The following is a 19,061-nucleotide window of genomic DNA, read 5'->3' on the forward strand; positions in this document are numbered from 1 at the left end:
ACCCACTGAAAGGACTTACCCGATGTCGCTCCAGAACCTTTGGATGCTCAGCAGCGTCGTGACGCCCAACGGCACGATCCGGCAAATCTCCGACCAGAACATCGCGTTCAACCTCGAGGAGGTCATCGAGCGCGGCAGCGCGGCGGTCGACCCGAGCTTCATCGCGATCATGGGCGGCAAGCCGATGATGTCGTTCGAGACGAAGGCGATCCCCTCGGCGCTGACCGTCGCGGGCCTCAGCGGCCTGCCGATCGAGGGCGAGCCGATCGACTTCTACTTCCAGCGCGTCGCCCGCGGCAGCACGCGCGACGGCGGCAACGCGATCATGATCCGCGGCACGACCGGCATGCTGATCCCCAAGACGATCAAGGCCGACCATGGCAGCGTCGCCACGGCCGGCTACGACTTTAACGCGATCAGCGTCGACGGCGAGACGAACCCGCTGGAGATCTTCCGCGACGTCGACCTGCCGAACGTCGGCCTGGCGACCGAGGTATTCACGTTGGGGCCCGTCGTGATCAACGGCAGGGTGTTCGACGGCCTGCAGGGCATGGAGTTCGACCCGTCGATCGACGCGATGATCGAGGGCGACCAGGGGCTGCCGTACCCGACGACGTCCGGCATCGGCACCCGCACGCCCAAGTTCACGTTCAGCGGTAAGGAGATGGCCATCATGGCCAGCGACGCCTTCGGCATCGAAGGCCTGCCGGTCACGAGCTGGAGCGCCCACCTTCGCCGCCTCGCCCGCGGCAGCACCCGCTTTGCCAGCGGCGACGCCGAGCACATCCGCTTCTCCGGTAGCGACGGCATGCTCAAGCCCGAGAGCGCCAAGGCCAACGAGAAGAAGCCGTTCGACGCCGAGTATTGCCTGTACCCGTCCATCAACGACGACGATGCGCTCGCCGTCGAGATCAGCACCGAGGCGACGATCGACGTCTAACGCGCGATCGCGCAGCCCCCGGTCCCTCTCTCATTGATAACCCCGCGGGGCTCACGACGCCTCGCACAACCACGTTTCCCGAAAGGAACTGTCCATGACGAAGTTCAAAGGTTCGCTCTCGATCGCGCTCGCCACGTCCGACACGGTCGAGGTCAACGACCTGGTCGATAACGCCGGCAAGATCTCCTACAAGCACAACGTCACGTTCGACGACGCGAAGGTGTCGAAGATGACCGTTCCGACCACGCTGGGCGCGGGGCTGAAGGTCGAGTTCCTCGCCGAGGATGCCGTCGCCCGGGTGCTGGAGTTCGCCGCGGCCGGCACCGACAACTTCGACCTGGTCGGGGCCCTGACGGACCCGCAGGGCTCGGCGGTCACACCGATCAAGCTCAAGGCGATCATCATCGAGAACCGTTCGCCGGGTAACAACGTGCTCGTCGGCGGCCACGCCTCGGCGGCGTTCTCGGAGTTCTTCGGTGACACGACGGACAAGGTCAAGGTCGGCAAGAACGGCGGCGTATTCGTCATGTCGTTCCCAGACGGTCTGACGATCACGCCCACGACCGACGACATCCTGCTGTTCACCGGCGCCGGCGACGACACGTCGACGTCGTGCAAGGTGGCGGTCGTCCTCGTCGTCGAGGTCTAAGGCGCGACCGCCGCCTGGCGAATTCAGTAACCACACGCCGGCCCGGGCCCCGAGGGGGAGGGCCTGGGCCGGCTCCCGGAACACCACGTATCATGAACTTCCTCTACTTCGTCCCCACGCGCCAGAAGTCACTTACCAAGGCCAAGCTGGCGGAGCTCGGGCTCGGCTACGCGATCGACGAGAACACGTCGATCGGCAACCAGGACGCGCCCCGTGGTCCCGGCGACCAGTCCGGCCTGATCGTGTCGCTGCCACGCAAGGGCGGCAAGGCGTCCGCCACCCTCTATAAGCCCGATGCGCAGGTCTGGAAGCCCGGCCCGGAGGCTCGCTACTGGGTGGGGCTGAACAAGGGTGAGCGGCCCGGTCCCGACGACCTATGCCGCGCCAACCTTATAGGCGGCGAGCCCGTGAAGCTGCGCGACGGGCGGGCGTGGACGGTGCCGATCGCCCGGTCGGCGGTGGGGGGAAGCACGTTGCCCAAGGAACTGGTCCTATCGGACGACGGTCACGCTTGGGTCGAGGCGGACCTGGCGGAGTACTTCGCGCTGTCGAACCACGCGGCGAGGCTCTTCCCGCTGTTCTATGGCATCCCGCTCGTCGCGCCCGCGAGCGGCGATGGTGCGGATGGCGAAGCGGATGGGGAGGGCGAGTCTACAACGGCGACCGAAGAACCGCCGGAGCTGCCATGGCAGGAGGCGACCGACATGGCCGTCGACGCGATGGCGATCAACTACCGACTGTCGCGGATCGAGGCGTCGATGCTGCGGCTGTTCAGCACGGCGACGGTCAGGGACGTCCTGCAGGCGCTCGTGGACCTGCCGAACTTCCGGCGGGTCATGATCGACCGCCGGGGAAACGAGTTGGCCTCCGAGACCTCGTCTATCGGCGATGGATCGGAGGCCACCTGCCCCAATACCTCCCCAGCTACTGCGACCTGAAGCTGTACGAGATCGACGGCACCCCGCCCGTCGGCCGCGTCGACGTCGTCCACCATTATCCCCACCGACGCTGAGTAACTACCTATGGCCGGGACCGTAAAACTGATCGTCGATGCGGATACGAGCAAGGGCGTCAGCGAATTCGCCAAGATGACGGCCGAGGAGCGCAAGGCGGCGCTGGAGTTCGCCAAGCTCACGCGCGATGCACGCGCGGCCGAATTGCAGATGGAAAAGCTGGCGGCAGCCGGCACGCGAGCCGGTCGCGCTCAAGTGTCTGCATCCCAACGGCTCGTCGGCGGGATCCAGGCCCGAACGCGTGGCGATGCGGGCATGGCCCTCACCCAGGCGCAGCGTCAGGCGCTGCGCACCGGCCAGGGATACACCGGCAACGACCGGGCGGTCGCGATCGCCCGACAGTTTCAGGCCCGCGAACTGCGCGACCAGCGGGCGTTCCAACAGTTCATCACCAAACGGAACGCCGGCTGGTCTGCCGTCGATCTCGATCGAACTGCCGTGCTCGGGGCCGGGGGGCGGAACGGCTACAACACGGGCAACCTCGTCGCCGACATCGGCTCCGATGCCGAGCACTACGCCGAGTTGGACCGCAAGCGCAAAGCGCGAATTGCCCAAGGCAAGGCCAACGATCTGGACGTGTTCGGTTCCCGCATGGAAGCCGACCGTGTAGCAAAGCAGAAGTTCCTCGAGCGTCGCCAGTCGGTTGCCACAGGGGCCCTGGCGGTGGGTGCCGCGGTCGGGGGAATGGCTGAGGCGGCGGACCAGAAGCTGACCGCTTACGCCGACAAGATCGTGCAGGCCGAAGATCAGATGGCCGGCCTGTACGGCGTCGGCGACAACCCCGCCACGCGCCGGCAGCTGCGGCGAGGCGCGATCGCCACGTCGATCGGTGCGGGCATGTCCTTGGAGGACGTCGCCGACCTTCGCGGTCGTATGGAGTCGGCATTCGATGAGGCGAGCATGCCGGCGTCCGCCAAGCGCGAGGCGGAGTCGGCGGCGATCAAGTACCGCAAGCTGGGCGTGCGGGATTCCACCAGCACGGCGCTGGGGCTCGGCGCGCTTTACTCGACGTACGGTGACGATCTGGGCGGCGGCGGTGGGGCGATGCGCCTGCTGGCCAACCGCCTGCAGCACTCGGCCGACGTCGGCGCGTTCGATCCCGACCAAGTCACTCCGTACCTGGCCATGATGGGACAGGCGTACAAGGGGGCCGGCTACAGGGACACCGACATGTTCGCGTCGGCGGCGCTGGCGTCGAAGACCGGCATGCGGGCCGAGGCCTTCTCGACCGGCGTGCGCAACCTGCCGCTGCTGATGATGGAGGGCAAGAAAAAGGGCTTTCAGCAGACCGGCGACTTCGCGGCCGACGTCGGCCAGTTGGCAAAGATGGAGAGCCCCGAGCTGCTCGACCTCGTCGGGCGCGACGTGTTCGTCGTCGCCAAGATGTTCGCCGACAACACGGCGCTGCTGAAGACGTACATCGCCGCCCAACAACAGATCACCGCACAGCAGGACACGCTCGGCGCCAAGATCGGCCAGATGATGACCGACCGTGCCTTCAACACGGCCGAGACGATCAAGAGCGCACGCCAAGTGCAGGAAAACGCGCCGCTGATCCAGTCGGAACTGCCAGGGATGAGCGAGGCGATCACGGAGTTTGAGATTCGCAAGGCTGGCCGCGCCGCCACGTCGAACCCGCTATTCAGTTGGCTCGACAAGCCGGCCGTCTGGATGGGCGCTGCTGCAAATTCCCTGTACGAGGCCACGGATGGGCACCTCGGCTACGACGACACGCGAGACCGACGCAGCGGCCTGACGCACATGATCGCCGGCGCGATCGACTCCGGCGACAAGTTGAAGGCCGGTTACCTGACGCTCATGGGGGGAGAGGACACGGGCAGCTACTTCACCAGGTCGGACGGAAAGCGACAGTACACGAGCAGGCGCGACGCCGACGACTGGATCGAGATGCGCACGAAGGGCGGCTACGACGATCTTTCGGCCAACGAGTACACCCAGTACAGGCAGATGCAGGCGGCCGGCAACGGCGGCGAAGCCAAGGCGTTCCTCGAACAGGTCGGCAAGAGCCTGTCCGCCGCCGCCGACAAGCTCTCCGCTGTCGCGGACCGAATGAACGGCGAGGACCGCGATCGCGCGGCCTGGACGGACGGCACCAACAACCACGGCGAGTCGTCCGGCGGAGACTTCTGATGCTGACCTACATCTATTCCGCCGACGGTGCGATCTACCCGTTCACGGTCGCCAAGGGCGACGCGCCCCAGCCGTTGCAACAGTCGGTGCGCGAGGTCTCGCGCCCGGGCGTGAACGGGCATGCCTTCCGCTGGGAGGGAAAGCGGTCGGAGCCGTTCGAGATCATCGTCGGTCGCGATCACACGTCGGTCATGGAGGCGGTGGACTTTCTCCTCCGGTACCGCGAACTGGTGGGCTCGCTCGTCACGTACGTCGATCAGATGGGCGTCCGGTCGGACAGCGTCATGGTGCACAACATGCGGCGCGAGCCGATGAGCCGGATGATCGGCATCAGCGGTCGTCGCATCAACGCCGCGCCCGGCTACTGGCAATGGGTGCGGTTCACGCTGCAATTGACCATCCTGCCGCCGGCCCCGAACGGGGGAGGGTAGCCCATGGCCGTCATCGACATGAAGGCCGTCCGCGCCGGTCACCTGACGTGGCGGTTCACGTGGGCCTCGACGCTGGCAGCGCCGGTGACGTTCTACGTCTACCGCGACGGCGCGCCGGTCCTGACCACGACGCGGACCGAGGCGACGATCCCGGTCACGGCGGGCGAGTCGCCGCTGATCGAGATATTCGACGGCCCGGCCGACCGACCCGACCAGGCGTTCCCGTCGTTCGCGACCGTCAACTGGTACGCGACGCCCGGGGCAGCCTCGTACCGCGTGCAGCGGCTGGACGGCTCGCGGTGGACCACGCTGGCGACGCTCGACGACGACGGCCGCGGCTACTTCGAGTGGCGCAGCCGCCCGCTGGCGGACGGCACGACGTATCGCTACCGAGTCGTGCCCGTCGCCGCCGGCGGCACGGAGGGCATCGGCGGCGAGGTCGTCCTGCTGATGGTCCGCCGCCCCGACGTGCCCACCTGCCGCTACGCCTATGACCCCGCCACCGGCCAGATGACCGTCCGGTGACGGGCCGACCGGCGCGGTAAGCCAAAACTAACCATTTAGAAGGAGATCCTCCCGATGCCCGACCAATTCACGCGCGCCGATTCCATCCGCTTCTACGGCTCCGGTGCCAACAGCGACGGCAACACGCAGGCCAACGCGGACCTGTCACTGGGCAACTACCGGTCGTCGCTGGAGGTGCAGAGCCTCTCGTGGACGATCGTGAACCCGATCAGCAACGTCACGATCCTGTCGGCCAGCGACAACAACGGCACGGGGGCCGGCACGCTCGCCGTCACCGGCGACGACACGCTCACCTGGACCGCGCCCGGCGGGGCGGCCGGGGTCGCGGTGACGATCCTCTCCGGCGAAACGAAGACGCTGGAATCGTTCCTGGACCCGTCGAAGTTCATCCGCGTGCAGCGTACGAACACGACGCCGCTGGCGGGGAACGCGACCGTGACGCTCGCGGAGGTGTTCAACAACGTGATCGGCTTTGACAACGTGCTGTCGGCCGAGGCGAGCACCGGCGACAGCGAGTACCGGCTGACCGTCATCAAGAACCTCAACGCGACGGCGATCGGCGCGGTGAAGGTCTGGATCGGCACGCTCGGCACGCAACGGGTCAGCGCCAGCACCCAACTGGGCGCGGCCGGCGCAGGCACGGTCACGATCTCGGCCGGCACGTTCGACGATTGGCCCGACACTGGATTCTGCCACATCAAGAACGGCGCCAACACGCGCGAGGTCGTCTACTACAGCGCGCGGACCAGCACCGTCCTGACCGTCCCGGCGACGGGCCGGGCGATGCTCGGCACGACCGCCGCGGCCGGCGCGGCGACCGACACGCTCGACGCGGTGCCCGGCATCCGCATCGCCCGCGTCGCGCCCAGCTCGCAGCCATCGGGGAACTTCGCGACGATCGCCAACGAGAACACCGCGCCGGCCGGCGTCGTGACCTGGAGCCTGGGCACGACCGCCGCCGACGGGCTGGACGTCGGCACGCTGGCGTCGCAGAACATCCAGGGCATCTGGATCCACCGGCAGGTCCCGCCCTCGGCCGTCGCGGCGCCGTCCGTGCGGCACCGCCTGCGCGCGTCGTTCGACGCCTGATCGGGGTCGCCTGAACACGGAGCAGCACGATGGCCGAGTTTGAGTCCAGCGCCACCGGCACGCACGCGGTGGCCGCCGTCGCGTCCTACGAGGCGCTCGCCGACGGCGCGTACCGCCATTGGGAACCGTTCGAGCTTCAGTCGTGCGGCACCCACGCTGTGGCGGCGGTCGAGGCCTTCGCGATCGCGATCGCCGGCGCGTTCCTCCATTGGTCCGCCTTCGAGCAGGCCACGGGCGGACGGCACGCCTCGGCGGCGGTCGCGGGGTTCACTGCCGCCACCGCCGGGCGGCACCGGTACCTGGTGCCGCTGGCGCTCGACGCCGGCGGCGGACACGCCCGGCTCGGCCCGGCGTCGTACCTGACCGGGACGCGGGGCGGCCACGCCTACCTCCAGCCGATCGCCGTCGCGGTCGGTGGCAACTTCGCGGTCCTGCCGGCCACGTCGTTCTTCTCGGGGGCGGGCGGGACGTTCGCGGCGTTGACGGCTTACTCGGCCGGCGGCGGCGGCGCCTACCTTGTGGCGGCCGTCGACACGTTCGGGCTCGACGCCAGCGGGTGGCACCGCATCGGCCAGTCGATCGTCTCGGGCTTCGGGGGCGGGTACGCGGTCGAGCAGATCGTCGGCTACGCCCACGGGTTCGGCGGGAGCTTCCGGCACATGGCGACGTTCGCCGCGGGCGGCACGGGCGGCTCGCACGCGCGGGCCGGCATCGTCACGTACTCGCTCGACTCTATCGGCCGGCACGCTCGCCTGCAGGTCTACGACCGTGCATGGGGCGGCCTGCACATGCGCGGCGTCACACGGATGGCCGCCGGGACGCGCGGCCGGCACGTGGTGCGGCTGGGCTTCGCTGGCGGTGCCTCGGGCCTGGCCCGCATCGCCAACGACGCGCTGGCCCGCTACGAACTGCACGTCGGCGCGGGCGGCCCGCCGGACCTGTCGCTGCCCCCGACCTTCACGAGCCCTGTCCGACCGTTCAGCGTGCCGCTGGCGCCGGGCGGCACCTACCACCTCGTCACCAACTACCGCAACGCGTACAACCTCGTCAGCCGCGGCGTCGAGGCGACCGTGATCGCGATCGCCGCAGACGCGCAGCCCGAACCGACCCCACCGTCGGCCCCGTCGGACGCGCTGGTGACGCCCGAGGGCGGCGATGCGGTGCGGATCACCGCTCTCTACGACTACGGTGCCGACGGGACCGCATCGGCCGACCGGTTCCTCGTCTACGCGACGCGCGACGGGTCCGACCCGGATCCCGACGGCGACGCGTCGTACGTCGTGCCGTTCGCCCGCGTCGATGGCCTCGGGAAGCTGAGCTTTCGCGTGGGCAGCCTGTCGCCGGGGCAGACCGTCCGGGCGATCGTGCGCATGCGCCGGGGGGAGCAGGGCGGCCCGACCGGCCCCGCCTCGCCGCTGCTGGTCGCCACGCTGCCCGTCGCGCCGGTCGGCGTGCCCAACCCGGCGGCGCTGCTCGGCACCGTCGCCAAGCAACAGCAATTGTCGCGCGACCCCGTGCCGCACCCGTAGGATCGACCGATATGGCCAGTGAACAACTCCCGCCCCTCGAACCGCTGCCCGCCGTGCGCCCGCCCGACCGCCTGCGCGTGCTGCTGAAGCGGAGCTGGGCCGACCCGTGGACGGCGATGCCGTACCTCGTGCCGATCTCGGCCACCGAGCCGCTGTCCCCGAGCATCGCCAAGGCGCGGTTCCGGTACGACGCCGGCTACATCAAGCGGGAGGACGCGCGCGAGTACGAGACGTTCGTCCCGCTGGACTTCCGCGACTGGTTCGTGCGCATCGAGAAGCTCGGCCAGGTCGACGCGTCGTCGGGCAAGCCGGCGCCGCCCCGGCCGCTGTGGACCGGGCGGATCGTCGACGACCTCTACGAGCCGCACGGCACCGACGTGCCGGGCTCGGCCGACCAGGGCCTCGACGCCTACGGGCTGGAGCACCTGCTGGACCGCCGCGACGTGGCGACGAGCTGGGTCGCAGACGATGGGCAGGGGGGCTTCGGCCAGTTCGAGATCGGACACGCGCTGATCTTCAACGACCGGACGATCCGGGGCCTGAGCAACCACGGCAACCGCAGCCTGAACCGCATCGGCGCCGACCCGCTGGCCGACCCTCCCACCGAGGGCGGGTCGTACGCGTTCGACAAGTTCGCCAACCAGAAGGAGAGCGCCAGCGACGACGCAGGGGCGCCGGCCGTCTCGCAGGCGTGGAGCGCCTACGACATCGCGGAGTACCTGCTGGCCAACTACACCGATCCGGACATCGGCTGGCGGCTGTCCGGCGCCCAGGACGTGCTCGACTGCCTGCGGGCGATCAAGCCGCCGCGGTTCGACCCCGGCAAGGGCCAGAGCCTCAAGCAACTGCTCGACCGGCTGTTCGACCGGCGGCGCGGGTTCGGGTGGCGCGTGCGCGTCGGCCTGGCCGCGCCGGCGGGTGGCGGTGCGGGCGGCGCCAAGCCCGAGGTGGCGGAGGTCGAGGTGCTGAGCCTGATCGGCGAGCCGGTCGTGATCGACGACGTGACGATCCCGACGGCCGTCGCGGCGACCGTGCTCGACACCGACACGTTCGGCCACTGGATCGACACGCCCTCGATCGAGACCAGCTCGGCGGTCCGCTACGGCCGCATCGTCGCCGTCGGGCCCCGCACGATCTCCTGCTGCACGTTCTCGGTCGCCGAGGGGACGTTGGTCAAGGGGTGGACCGACGACGAACAGACCGGGTACGCCGACACGCTAGCGCCCGGCGCGACCGCCGATCCGAACGCATCGGACGACGAGCGTGCGAGCGAGAAGTTCCGCCACGTCTACGCGCACTACCTGGTGAAGCGGGACTGGGACTGGCTGAGCAAGAACGGCGAGCCGGCGACGCCGGCGTTGGCGTTTCCGGTCGCCCCGGCGTTGGATGACAACGGCAAGCTGAAGTCCCCGCGGGCGCCCGCCGACGCGCGCAGCTGGGGGCACGTGTTCCTCAAGTCGCTGCCGCTGCCCAAGCCGCAAAAGCAGGCCGACGACGGCACGGCCGAGCCGGGGTACCGCGAGATGTTCGCGCTCGTCGAGCGCCCCGAGTCGGGCACGCCCGGCCAGCCGGGCCACCGGGCGAAGCGGCACGTGTTCCTGGACAACCCCGGCGGCGACGGCGACCCGTCCTGCAACGTGCAGCCGCTCGACGCGGAGTTCGGCGTCGAGCTACGCCTGCGGCCGAACCACCTGATCGCCCGCGGCACGTTCTCGTCGGCCAGCGGCACGAAGTCCAAGCGCGAGCCGGTGTACGATTACCGCACGCTGCTCGTGACGGCCGCCATCGAGACCGACCAGCGGCTGCGCGTCGCGGTCGACGTGCCCGGCGGCGACCCGAAGCGCGTCCTGACGATCGACGTGGCCGACGCGCAATTCTGGTTCGTGCTCAAGGGCACGGTGACCGACGTCGTCGGCGGCAAGCTCGTGCGGCATGAGGCCGACGAGGTGGTGCGCGACGACTCGGACCAGCTCCGCCAGGTGGCGGCGATGGGGCGGGCGTGGTACGGCCGCAGGCGGGCGGCGCTGTCGTTCACGCTGAAGTACGTGGCCGACGAGTTCCCGGCCGGCACGTTCGTCGGGTCGATGGTCGACCGGGCGAACGATGAGCCGGTCAACAGCGCGATCAGCAGCCGCACTTGGGACTTCGTGCAGGGCACGACGACCTACCGCACGGATTACTGCGAACTCGACTTGTCGCTTGCAGCATCGCGGCCGCGGCGGCGGAAAGGACGGTTATGACTGGTTCGGAGGCACGATTGGGCATGGTGGAAGAGGACGTGGCGGCGCTGCGCCGCGCGCAGGCGGGCGTCCCCGCTCGGTTCGCGACGAACACCGGCTGGCGTCCGCCGGCCGGCAAGCGGTACCAGGTGGTGCAGGTCATCGACGACTACAACACGATCGGCGTCGACGACGTGCGGTTCCGGAAACCGGAGAAGGTGTAACCCGCCATGGCCTACGACTGGAAAACGCTCGACTTCGACGACATGGACGCGGGGCACCTGCTGTTCGATCCGGAGCTCATCAACCTGTTCGTCGACGCGTTCGAGGAGAAGGTTGCCGCGCTGGACAGCTCCGTTACGGGCGGCTTCAACCCGAACCCGGTCACCCCCGGAAACTACGCCCGCCCCGACGAGGGGAACAACGCGCTGGCCGGCTACCGTTCGTTCTCCGGCGGCCAACCGACGGTCTGGGGCTGGGCGGACCTGCAGAGCGCCGTCAACGAGCTGGGCCGGGCCTACGTGCGCTACGCGGAGGCAAATGGGACGCCGATCGACTACGAGGGGCGTCCGTCGCTGGAGTTCTACGGGCCCAAGCCCCAGTTTTCGGGCGAGGTCTACGACCCGGAGCAGGATCACAGCTTCCGGCGGTGGCTGATGCGCCGGTGCTGGCCGCGCGAGGTGTGGGCGCTGGCCAACCCGGGCGAGGCGGGGCAGGTGGCGCGGTTCATCGCCACCGACTTCCCGCAAGGCTTCGGCATCCGGCCGCTGACGCCCGTCGACGAGCGCGGACTGTCGGGGCGGATCGTGCGGCACGACGGCGGCGACAAGTGGATCGTCGTCGACGAGTTCGACCCGCTGAACTGGCAGGGCCCCGACGTGATCGAGGGGTTCGGACTGCTGCGGCCGCAGGGGATCTACAACGTCACGACCGACACGAACCAGCCGACCGACCCGCACTACGCGACGGCCGACATCTTCGGCGTCTGGATCGCCGCCGACATCTACCGGGCGATCAACCTGATGCGCTGGACCAACCCGGCGTCGTATTGGTCCAACCGCTGCGAGGCGGCGCGGCGGTACGGGTTCCGCTACGAGTCGGCCGGCGATCACTACACGAATGTCCACTTCGAGACCGCCGGCGAGGCCGCCGCTGCGTTCGAGAATCGCCGACAGCAGGCCGTCGCGATCTACTCCGGATCCACCGCGCCGACCAACTCAGAGCTCGGGTTTAACTTCGAGGGGCCGACCGGTCCCAACCCGTACGTTCAACTGCCGGCGACCGTGGGCACGGACTACTTCTTCGGGTTCATGAGGGTCCAGGGCACGATTCCCGGCCTGACCCTCATTCAGGGTGAGTCGCTTCCGTGGCAGCGACCAAAGTATCAGTCGCTCGCCCTGTCGATGGAGAACCTGCACGGCGTCGGCAAGCTGCAGCACCTGGGGGGCAACCTCTTTCGTTGGCGCCCGCCCCGCGCGACCGAGTTCGGGCCGGCCGTCCACGTCGCTGAAGATCGGGTGACGGTCCTGCACGGCGCCGGTGAGCCGATGAAGCGGATCGGGATCAGCTACCGGAAGCCGAGCCTGATGGGGGGGCTGCAGTTCACCGTCGTCAACGGCAGCGTGACGAACACGAGCGGGCGGATCTTCACCAGCTTCCCGCTCTACAACAACGAGGAGTCGCCGATCGGGGCTTACGTTGAGGGCGGCCGATTCGCGCGGGACGGCTTCTTCCTCCTTCAGGCCGTCGGCGGCGATAAGCTCTACCTCGGAGGCATCGGGATCGACGGTCAGCCCCTCGAGTTGCCGGAGGAGGGCGATAGCGGCCGGGTCTACACTGCCGATGGCCGATCATGGCTCGACGTGCGCCGCGCCTTCAGCCCGCGCGAGATCAGCATCGAGTTCGCGGCGGACCTGCGCGCGAGCCCCATGGCGTCGGCAGGTGAGTGGAAGCTGCTCAAGGACAGCGGGACGTCCAGCCAGAGTCGGCTGTTCCTGCTGGAAATGGGCCAAAGCGGCTTTAACGCCTACGCCGCCGTCGTTCAGCGGCAGTACGCCTATCCGCACATCGATGACCTGCCCCAGCCGGCGGTCGTCAATCGTACGATCGAGTTCTACGTCTCCACCGGCGCGGAGATCCTCGGCGACCAGTACGATTCATTTGGCGATCCGGACGCGGTGCCGCCGGAGTACGGCCTGCACCGCGTTCAGACGATCGGCTTAACGGTGGACCGCGATATCCGCGGGCGGCGCATCGGGCAGCTGGAGCCGACGCCGAACCTCTGGCCCGAGCCTAAACCGGGCAGCACGAACATCTCACCGGTCGGCACCGAGGTGATCCGCTACCATTGCCACTCGGACTACCTGATCGGCTACGCGTTCCGGCTGACGACGATCGTCAAGTGGGACGTGCCCGGCGGGTTCCGTTACATCGTCGACTAAGGTTTGACGCTGAAGATCATCTCGACCGGCTGCGGGTTGTTTAGCCGCCCCTGCGCGTCCTGCAGCGTGTAGGTGATTCGGATCAGCGATGGCCAGGCGGTATCGGTGCCCGGTCCCCACGCAAAGACGGTCGGCGTGCCGGACACGACGTTCTGCGCGGCGCTAGTGCCGCCGCTGGCGTAGGGCCACGTGACGTCCTCCGGATCGTTCAGGTCTCCGTCGGCGTTCACGTCGCGGGCCAGCCCGTACCAGCGGATGTGCTCCATCGGGGGAATCGTGCCTGCGCCGGGTCCGTCCGGGTCGATCATCGCCTTGTCGATTCCCGCCACGCCGTCAAAGTCACCTGCGAACTCGACGCGGAAGTCCGTGCATCCCGGCAGGAATACGGGCGCGGTCTTCGCTGCGCCTGCTGAATCGAGCGGACGCATGGGGAAGGGGTCGGCTTGGTAGCGATAGTTGAACGAGTCCCACCACGAAGCGTTGGCGGTCAGCTTCGCCACGAGATAGGGGAACACATCTGCGGAATCCGAGTTCAGGCCGACCAGGTCGTAACGCGACTGTTCGACGCGCGGCTTCGGACCAGTTGCGGGGTCGTTGGTCGCGGGCGAGGCGTACTCGAATGGGCTCATGTCGGCGGCGTCGTCGTCGATGAAGACCTGCTCCACCCTCTGATTGTCCAGGACGACTCGGCTGCCAACCGGGACGTTCGTCGGCGTCTTCTGCTTCATCAGGAGCGCCACCCGACCCAGCGTCCACTGCCGAGCGAAATAGTTGTTGGGGTTCGTCGAGAAGGTAGAACCGGCGTTGGGATTCATGGAGCCCGGCAGGATCGGCTGGCTCGCGTTTCCGTTGTAGAAGAACGCGCCACCATTGTCCGGCAGCATCAGGTGACCGTACCACACGTACGCTTGCTCGCCAGACATGTCGGACGTGAGAAAGTTCACGTTGCCGCTTTGCCGGCGGAACTCACCGGTGACGAACATGCCGATCCGGTCAGTGCGGTACAGCGTGCGGCCGGTCATCCCTGCGTCGCGCGTCGGGTCCTGATCGCGGGTCGCCGGGTCCAGGTACCCAGCCGTGGTGCCGGACCAGATGACGAGGCCGGGGTTCGTGCTCGCCAAGCCGGCAAAGTCGTTGCTGAACACGGTCTGTGCCGCGCGCTGGTCGCGAGTGGTGGCGGACAGCGCCATGCCGGCCCCGATCGTCTGACCGGTCAAGCTGAACACGGTCGCGATGCCGATGATGAGCACGAGCGCAATGGCGATGGAGATCAGGAGTTCGGTCAGGGTGAAGCCGTTACGTTTCATTTGGGGTCTCCACGACTTCAAAGCCGCGTTGGCGTTTTTCGCTGACGATGCGGGTGCTGAGGTAGAACTCGGTGACGGCAGCGCCGATGACGACACCGATGCCGGTGGCCGCCAACCAGAAATACGTGTCGTGCTGGGCCGGCACGCCGGAATAGAAGAACTTGAAGGTCATCACGAGCGAGAATGCCGCCGCCACGAGGCTCAGTGCCAGGTTGATCGCCCGGTGCAGGGTCATCTCTTCATCCCATTCCATTCTCGGCCGCCCTTCATTCTTCGCAATGTCCACGTCTCGCCGCTAGGGCCAAATGCCGGCAAGTGAATCGTGACGTCACGGTTCGCTGCCGTCAATTCAGAGTAGCTCATCTCAACCGCCGACAACGGCGATTCCACCGTCAAATCCGCCACGCCCCGCCCCGGTAACGGTGGCGGGGCGTTTTACGTTGAACTAACCCTGTCGCGGGCGCAGATAGGACTTGCCCCCGCTGCACTCGGGGGTTACATCCTAACAAAGTGCGAACATTGCCACGGGAAGGCACTTCACCACGCCCGCAGGATGGGGCCCTATCTGGAGACCGATGATGATCCAACCGCTTTTCGAAGTGACCGAGACCGGTCGCGTAATGCCGCTCTGGCCGCTTGACCCACGATCGGGCGAGCCGATCGAGCCCGACGGGAAGGCCCGCCTGACCGCTGCGCAGGCGTCGCAACTCTCAGGCGAAAGCGAGGCGTCCCATAACGAGCAGTTTCGTTTGGCGTTCGCGAAGTGGCTCGACGACGAGGTCACGGAGGCCCAGGTCGAAGAGTCCGAAAAGGATGCCCGAGAAAAGAACGGCGGCCGGGCGCCGACCAAGGTCCGCCTCGGCGGTGACCTGTTCCGCGCGCTCTTTTACCCGCACTTCGCCGGCTATGACGCAGAGTGGGATTACTACATGTCCGAGTGCGCCCGCCGGAAGCTCAACCCGCGGTCGAAGGAGATCTTCGCCGAGCTGAAGCCGAACGAGGTGACCGGCCGCATGGAGCTGGTCATCTACTGCGGGATCGCCGGCTTCCGGCGGATCCTCGACGAGACCGGCCGCTCCGCCGGCAACGACGAGGCGCAGTTCACGTACGGCGACGATCCGTACTACCCGGTCAAGTGCGTGTTCACCCTGTACATGATGGTTCACGGTCAGCGTTGCCCGTTCGTCGGACGCGCCAAGTGGCTCGAATACAACCCCGAGGGCGAGCCGACGCAACAGTACCGGCGCGAGAAGCCTGAGCAGTGGCTGTCGAAGATCGCCGAGGCCGACGCGATCCGCCGCGCGGCGCCGGAACGCGCGTCGGACCTCTACGAGCGCGCCGAAATGGAAAGCGTGCGACAGCGCAACGCGCGGGCGTCTGCGCGCCCCGCGCCGGAGGCGAAGCGCGGCCAGGCTGAACGCGCGACGGTCCCCGTCGGAGGCCGCGACTGGACCGACCCCGAACCGTACTACGACGCCGACGAGGACGCGCCGGCGAGCGAGGAGGGCTTCCGGACGGTGTTGATCTCGATGGGCTTCGCGACGCCCGCTCAACGCAAGGCCGTCACGCGGCAGCTGCAGGATCGGCTGACTGCCAACAGCCCGCGCGAGTTCTGGGCGAAGGCCGTGCGCGAGCTGAGGGACAAGCCGCAGGTTTACGGCGCCAAGACGCTGACTGAAGTGTAAGGGGGCGACCATGCCGAACATCGGCGAGCTCGAACTTGTCAGCCGGCCGTCCACGGAGGGACGGCGGTTGCCGATGCAGTTCATCACGATCGAGAGCCCCGGCTACGCCGCAGCGAGGTCGGGAAAGTGGAACCCGCCGGACGCGTACGTTCGTCACGAGGCGATCGTCCTCGGCGTGCTGGAAGATCACACGGGCGACCGCTGGCTACGCGTGGTTCAGTGGTGCGGGGTGACCCGCCGGTGGAGGGTCGAGTCCGGCTACACGCCGTTCGCCGTCGTCGCTTGGCGCGCGGATGTCGAGTCCAAGCCGTTCCTGGCCGTGCCGACTGCCCGCGAGTTCCCGTCGGTCCCGTTCCCGCCGCCGCCGGCGCGGGACCCGCGACAGTACCGGACGAACCCGTACGTTCGATGAGGCGGAGTAGGAGGGTGGGACGATGTCAGACCAAACGTTCGAGGTCCGAGCCGCGGCGGTGTTGTCCGTCCCGCGCAAGCTGCAGTGGGTGATGCTCGTGCTGCAGGACCTGCTGCGGTTGCCCGGCGTCGAGCACGCCGAGGTCTGGTTCTTCGACCCGCGGGACGCGGCGCAGAAGCTGCGCGAGCGGAAGGTGACTGCCGAGCAGCTGCCGCTGCGCGGCGACGAGATCCCGTGGCCAATCGACGTGAAGTTGTTCGCGGCCGTCGGCCAGGTGCTCCACCGCGACTTCGCGGAAGTGATGGAGCGTCATCGTGACTTCGTTGCCAAGCTGTCAGATGTGCGAGTGCGACGTCGCGGCTACAAGCCGGTCAGCCGTCTGCTCGTCGTCGACCGCGTTGAGCACCGGGGCAAGTGGGTTACGTACCAGGTGATGACGTCAGGTAAGCGACGGACCGCGTACGGGTTGCCGCTCTTGCCCGACACTTACGGATCATACGCGACCGCCTTCTGATGATGTGCGGCCCGGGCCAATGGTCGCATCACTCTAGTCCCGCATCAAAAGACGTCTAAGAGCCGATAAGGCCCTCGGTGCTCAAGATAAGCAATGCCTCGAGAAGCTGTTTCATCTTTGGTCGGGGACCGTTCCGGCTTTAGTTTCGTCGCCAGCTGAACGCCGCTGCCGTTCTTGATTGTATAGGTCCAGTTTCCTTTCTCGCCCCCGTCAATCTCAACCAAAACAACGATCAGCACGTCCGCTTGCGATGTAACTGCCATAGTGCGTCCTTCCAGTTCATTATGAAGCAGCCTCCGCCAAGGCTGACTCTCGCCAATTCACGGCATATACGGCGTCAACACGAAGACGGTCCGCGTCGACCCCATTACCGTCTCGTACTGCGTTGTCCCGGTCACTTGGAATGGGTCTGCCGACGCGAAGTCGCTGTCGTCGGTCAACCCCGTGGTCGGGTAGACGTCCAACATGACGATCTTCCCGTCCAGGCTGAGAAGCGTGCGCATGCGGTCGATCACCTGCACGATGCGCGTCTCCGATGGCAATCGCCCGACGTCGCCGATCGACATCGAACGCGGGCGAATCGTCTGCTGGGCGGCCGCCGCCAACGCGGCACGATACGCGTCGGCCCGCCGCATTCGTTGAGCCCGTTCGCGCGCCTCCTGCTCGGCGTGCGCCCTGGCTTCGGCGGTCTCGTGAGCCGCGATCAGGCGGGCATACGTCGCGTCGTCCGTCCCGGGCTGGCGCGGCACCGCGGGATGCACGTATGGCAGCGGGGCCGCGGCGGCCGACGGCGTGGTGGCCTGTACCGTGGCTGGCTCCGAGAAAATGAGCCACGCCGCGATGACGATGGTCAACAGCGGCAGCCCGACGATCGCCGCCCACGCGGCGGGCGACAACGATGCCTCACGCTGGCTCTTGACCAGTTGCGAGGCATCGCGCGGCACGCGGCTCACGACCACCGGCAACGCGTCTCCCGTTGCCGCGCGTGACGGCCTCGGCTTCACCCGCTCAATCAGCACTGTCTTACCCGCGATCTTCACGGCCTCGGCCTCGCTGGCCGCTTCCACCTCAATGCGAACGTCGTCGGCCGTGTCCCGGTCGGCGCCGATGATCTCGTATTTCATGCTCACCCCACTGTCAGACGTGTCTCAGTCCTTCTTCTTCGTCGCCTTTTCCGCGACGTGCTCCATGTTCTCGTAAGCCCGCTCGACCTTGTCGGCGAGCTTGCGGATCAACTCGCAGGCCTGCGAGACGTTGGCAGGGATCTCGCTTCCGGCGATCCCGCCGGCGGCCGCCATCTCAGCCAGCTTGATCTTCGCCAACGCAGCTCCCGCGTCGCCGGTCTTGGAGAGAACGGCTAATCGCACCGACAAGTCCTGTGCGGCGAACCATTCCAGCAGCCGCGCGATAATTTGCACATTCGGTACGCCGTGCTCTGTCTTCATCTGCGCAAGAAGATCACGCGCAGCGGCGCTCACTTCGACGGAAATCCGGACAGCGTCCTCGCTACTTGTCGCCACAACTCCCCACCGTAAGAAATTTCGTGATTGATCGCAACATTTGGTTTGGCCGAGGGTTATCGCGCAGGGGGCGATAGTTTGCTCTAGATTGTTCTAGTTTGTTCTTGACGATGGGCTAAGTGGTGGTATCTTCCCCACATCACTTGACGGGAGTTGTATGCCACTGGCCGAGGGAAAAACCGAGGAAAGCGTGAAAATCAACGCGGCGGACTACGACCGCGCCGAGAACATCGCGCTCGACACCGGGCTGAGTCGGAAGGACTCGATCGGTGCCGCCCTGGAGGGCTGGGATTCGTTGCCCCGCACCGTGCGGGAACGCATCCGCCGCGATCGGCTGGCCCGTGCTGCTGCTCGTGATGGCCGCCAAGGCCGTACTGAACGCGTCTCCGCTTAATCGTCCGATCGTTCAATGTTTCGCTCGGGGGCCGCGGAGATTCCGCGCTTACAGGAAAGGGAATTCCATGAAAGCCTTGTCCGTCCGTCAACCGTGGGCCTCGCTGATCGCCAGCGGCGCCAAGACCTTGGAGGTCCGGAGCCGTCCCTCGCATTACCGCGGCCCGCTGCTGATCTGCTCCAGCAAGCGACAAGACGAAAGTTGGGATGCGGCTGTCTACACCGGCTGGCACCCGTATGGTC

Annotated in this window: 20 protein-coding genes; 15 read left to right on the plus strand and 5 right to left on the minus strand. The window is 67.4% G+C overall.

The window, feature by feature from the left end:
• The first annotated feature begins 22 nt into the window (after nt 1-22).
• The 11 genes from VGN72_19740 to VGN72_19790 all read left to right on the plus strand — a co-directional run bounded on the left by VGN72_19740 (nt 23) and on the right by VGN72_19790 (nt 12,987).
• Complete coding sequence (locus tag VGN72_19740) at nt 23-940, plus strand: hypothetical protein (protein ID HEV7301607.1); 918 nt, start codon at nt 23-25, stop codon at nt 938-940.
• Between the two features lie 94 nt (nt 941-1,034).
• Nucleotides 1,035-1,589, plus strand: coding sequence for a hypothetical protein (locus tag VGN72_19745; protein HEV7301608.1), 555 nt, complete (start codon nt 1,035-1,037; stop codon nt 1,587-1,589).
• A gap of 92 nt (nt 1,590-1,681) precedes the next feature.
• Nucleotides 1,682-2,527: a hypothetical protein gene (locus VGN72_19750; GenBank protein HEV7301609.1), complete on the plus strand. Its 846-nt coding sequence runs from the start codon at nt 1,682-1,684 to the stop codon at nt 2,525-2,527.
• Between the two features lie 84 nt (nt 2,528-2,611).
• Nucleotides 2,612-4,753: a hypothetical protein gene (locus VGN72_19755; GenBank protein HEV7301610.1), complete on the plus strand. Its 2,142-nt coding sequence runs from the start codon at nt 2,612-2,614 to the stop codon at nt 4,751-4,753.
• Nucleotides 4,753-5,184 (plus strand): hypothetical protein, encoded by a 432-nt coding sequence (locus VGN72_19760; GenBank protein ID HEV7301611.1) that lies wholly within the window; start codon nt 4,753-4,755, stop codon nt 5,182-5,184. The genes VGN72_19755 and VGN72_19760 overlap by 1 nt, the downstream gene beginning before the upstream one ends.
• A gap of 3 nt (nt 5,185-5,187) precedes the next feature.
• Complete coding sequence (locus tag VGN72_19765; protein HEV7301612.1) at nt 5,188-5,709, plus strand: hypothetical protein; 522 nt, start codon at nt 5,188-5,190, stop codon at nt 5,707-5,709.
• Nucleotides 5,710-5,763: 54 nt separating this feature from the next.
• Nucleotides 5,764-6,798: a hypothetical protein gene (locus tag VGN72_19770; protein HEV7301613.1), complete on the plus strand. Its 1,035-nt coding sequence runs from the start codon at nt 5,764-5,766 to the stop codon at nt 6,796-6,798.
• Between the two features lie 29 nt (nt 6,799-6,827).
• Nucleotides 6,828-8,327, plus strand: coding sequence for a hypothetical protein (locus tag VGN72_19775; GenBank protein ID HEV7301614.1), 1,500 nt, complete (start codon nt 6,828-6,830; stop codon nt 8,325-8,327).
• A gap of 11 nt (nt 8,328-8,338) precedes the next feature.
• On the plus strand, nt 8,339-10,567 hold the full coding sequence (locus tag VGN72_19780; protein ID HEV7301615.1) for a hypothetical protein: 2,229 nt from the start codon (nt 8,339-8,341) through the stop codon (nt 10,565-10,567).
• Complete coding sequence (locus tag VGN72_19785; protein HEV7301616.1) at nt 10,564-10,770, plus strand: hypothetical protein; 207 nt, start codon at nt 10,564-10,566, stop codon at nt 10,768-10,770. Before VGN72_19780 ends, VGN72_19785 begins: the two co-directional genes overlap by 4 nt.
• 6 nt (nt 10,771-10,776) lie before the next feature.
• On the plus strand, nt 10,777-12,987 hold the full coding sequence (locus VGN72_19790) for a hypothetical protein (protein ID HEV7301617.1): 2,211 nt from the start codon (nt 10,777-10,779) through the stop codon (nt 12,985-12,987).
• Here the strand turns inward: VGN72_19790 and VGN72_19795 are convergent.
• Both VGN72_19795 and VGN72_19800 read right to left on the minus strand, forming a co-directional pair.
• On the minus strand, nt 12,984-14,294 hold the full coding sequence (locus tag VGN72_19795) for a prepilin-type N-terminal cleavage/methylation domain-containing protein (GenBank protein ID HEV7301618.1): 1,311 nt from the start codon (nt 14,292-14,294) through the stop codon (nt 12,984-12,986). The two genes, VGN72_19790 and VGN72_19795, sit on opposite strands and share 4 nt — an antisense overlap.
• Nucleotides 14,284-14,547, minus strand: a complete 264-nt coding sequence (locus VGN72_19800; protein ID HEV7301619.1) for a hypothetical protein — start codon at nt 14,545-14,547, stop codon at nt 14,284-14,286. The genes VGN72_19795 and VGN72_19800 overlap by 11 nt, the downstream gene beginning before the upstream one ends.
• Nucleotides 14,548-14,869: 322 nt before the next feature.
• On the opposite strand from VGN72_19800, the gene VGN72_19805 reads away from it, so the two are divergent.
• Genes VGN72_19805 through VGN72_19815 form a run of 3 tightly spaced genes read left to right on the plus strand, consistent with a single transcriptional unit; the run spans nt 14,870 to nt 16,905 of the window.
• Nucleotides 14,870-15,979 (plus strand): hypothetical protein, encoded by a 1,110-nt coding sequence (locus tag VGN72_19805; GenBank protein HEV7301620.1) that lies wholly within the window; start codon nt 14,870-14,872, stop codon nt 15,977-15,979.
• A gap of 10 nt (nt 15,980-15,989) precedes the next feature.
• A complete protein-coding gene (locus VGN72_19810) occupies nt 15,990-16,391 on the plus strand; it encodes a hypothetical protein (protein ID HEV7301621.1) in 402 nt (133 codons plus the stop codon).
• Nucleotides 16,392-16,413: 22 nt separating this feature from the next.
• On the plus strand, nt 16,414-16,905 hold the full coding sequence (locus VGN72_19815; GenBank protein ID HEV7301622.1) for a hypothetical protein: 492 nt from the start codon (nt 16,414-16,416) through the stop codon (nt 16,903-16,905).
• 44 nt (nt 16,906-16,949) lie between these two features.
• Here VGN72_19815 and VGN72_19820 read toward each other — a convergent pair whose 3' ends face one another.
• The 3 genes from VGN72_19820 to VGN72_19830 are packed head-to-tail and all read right to left on the minus strand — an operon-like array spanning nt 16,950 to nt 18,425.
• Nucleotides 16,950-17,168, minus strand: a complete 219-nt coding sequence (locus tag VGN72_19820) for a hypothetical protein (protein ID HEV7301623.1) — start codon at nt 17,166-17,168, stop codon at nt 16,950-16,952.
• 57 nt (nt 17,169-17,225) lie between these two features.
• Nucleotides 17,226-18,029 (minus strand): hypothetical protein, encoded by an 804-nt coding sequence (locus VGN72_19825; GenBank protein ID HEV7301624.1) that lies wholly within the window; start codon nt 18,027-18,029, stop codon nt 17,226-17,228.
• A gap of 24 nt (nt 18,030-18,053) precedes the next feature.
• The gene (locus VGN72_19830) at nt 18,054-18,425 is read right to left on the minus strand and encodes a hypothetical protein (protein HEV7301625.1); all 372 of its coding nucleotides are present in this window, start codon (nt 18,423-18,425) and stop codon (nt 18,054-18,056) included.
• Between the two features lie 157 nt (nt 18,426-18,582).
• On the opposite strand from VGN72_19830, the gene VGN72_19835 reads away from it, so the two are divergent.
• Complete coding sequence (locus VGN72_19835; protein ID HEV7301626.1) at nt 18,583-18,819, plus strand: hypothetical protein; 237 nt, start codon at nt 18,583-18,585, stop codon at nt 18,817-18,819.
• Nucleotides 18,820-19,061 lie beyond the last annotated feature (242 nt).

This window comes from Tepidisphaeraceae bacterium, from assembly GCA_035998445.1.
GTDB lineage: Bacteria > Planctomycetota > Phycisphaerae > Tepidisphaerales > Tepidisphaeraceae > DASYHQ01.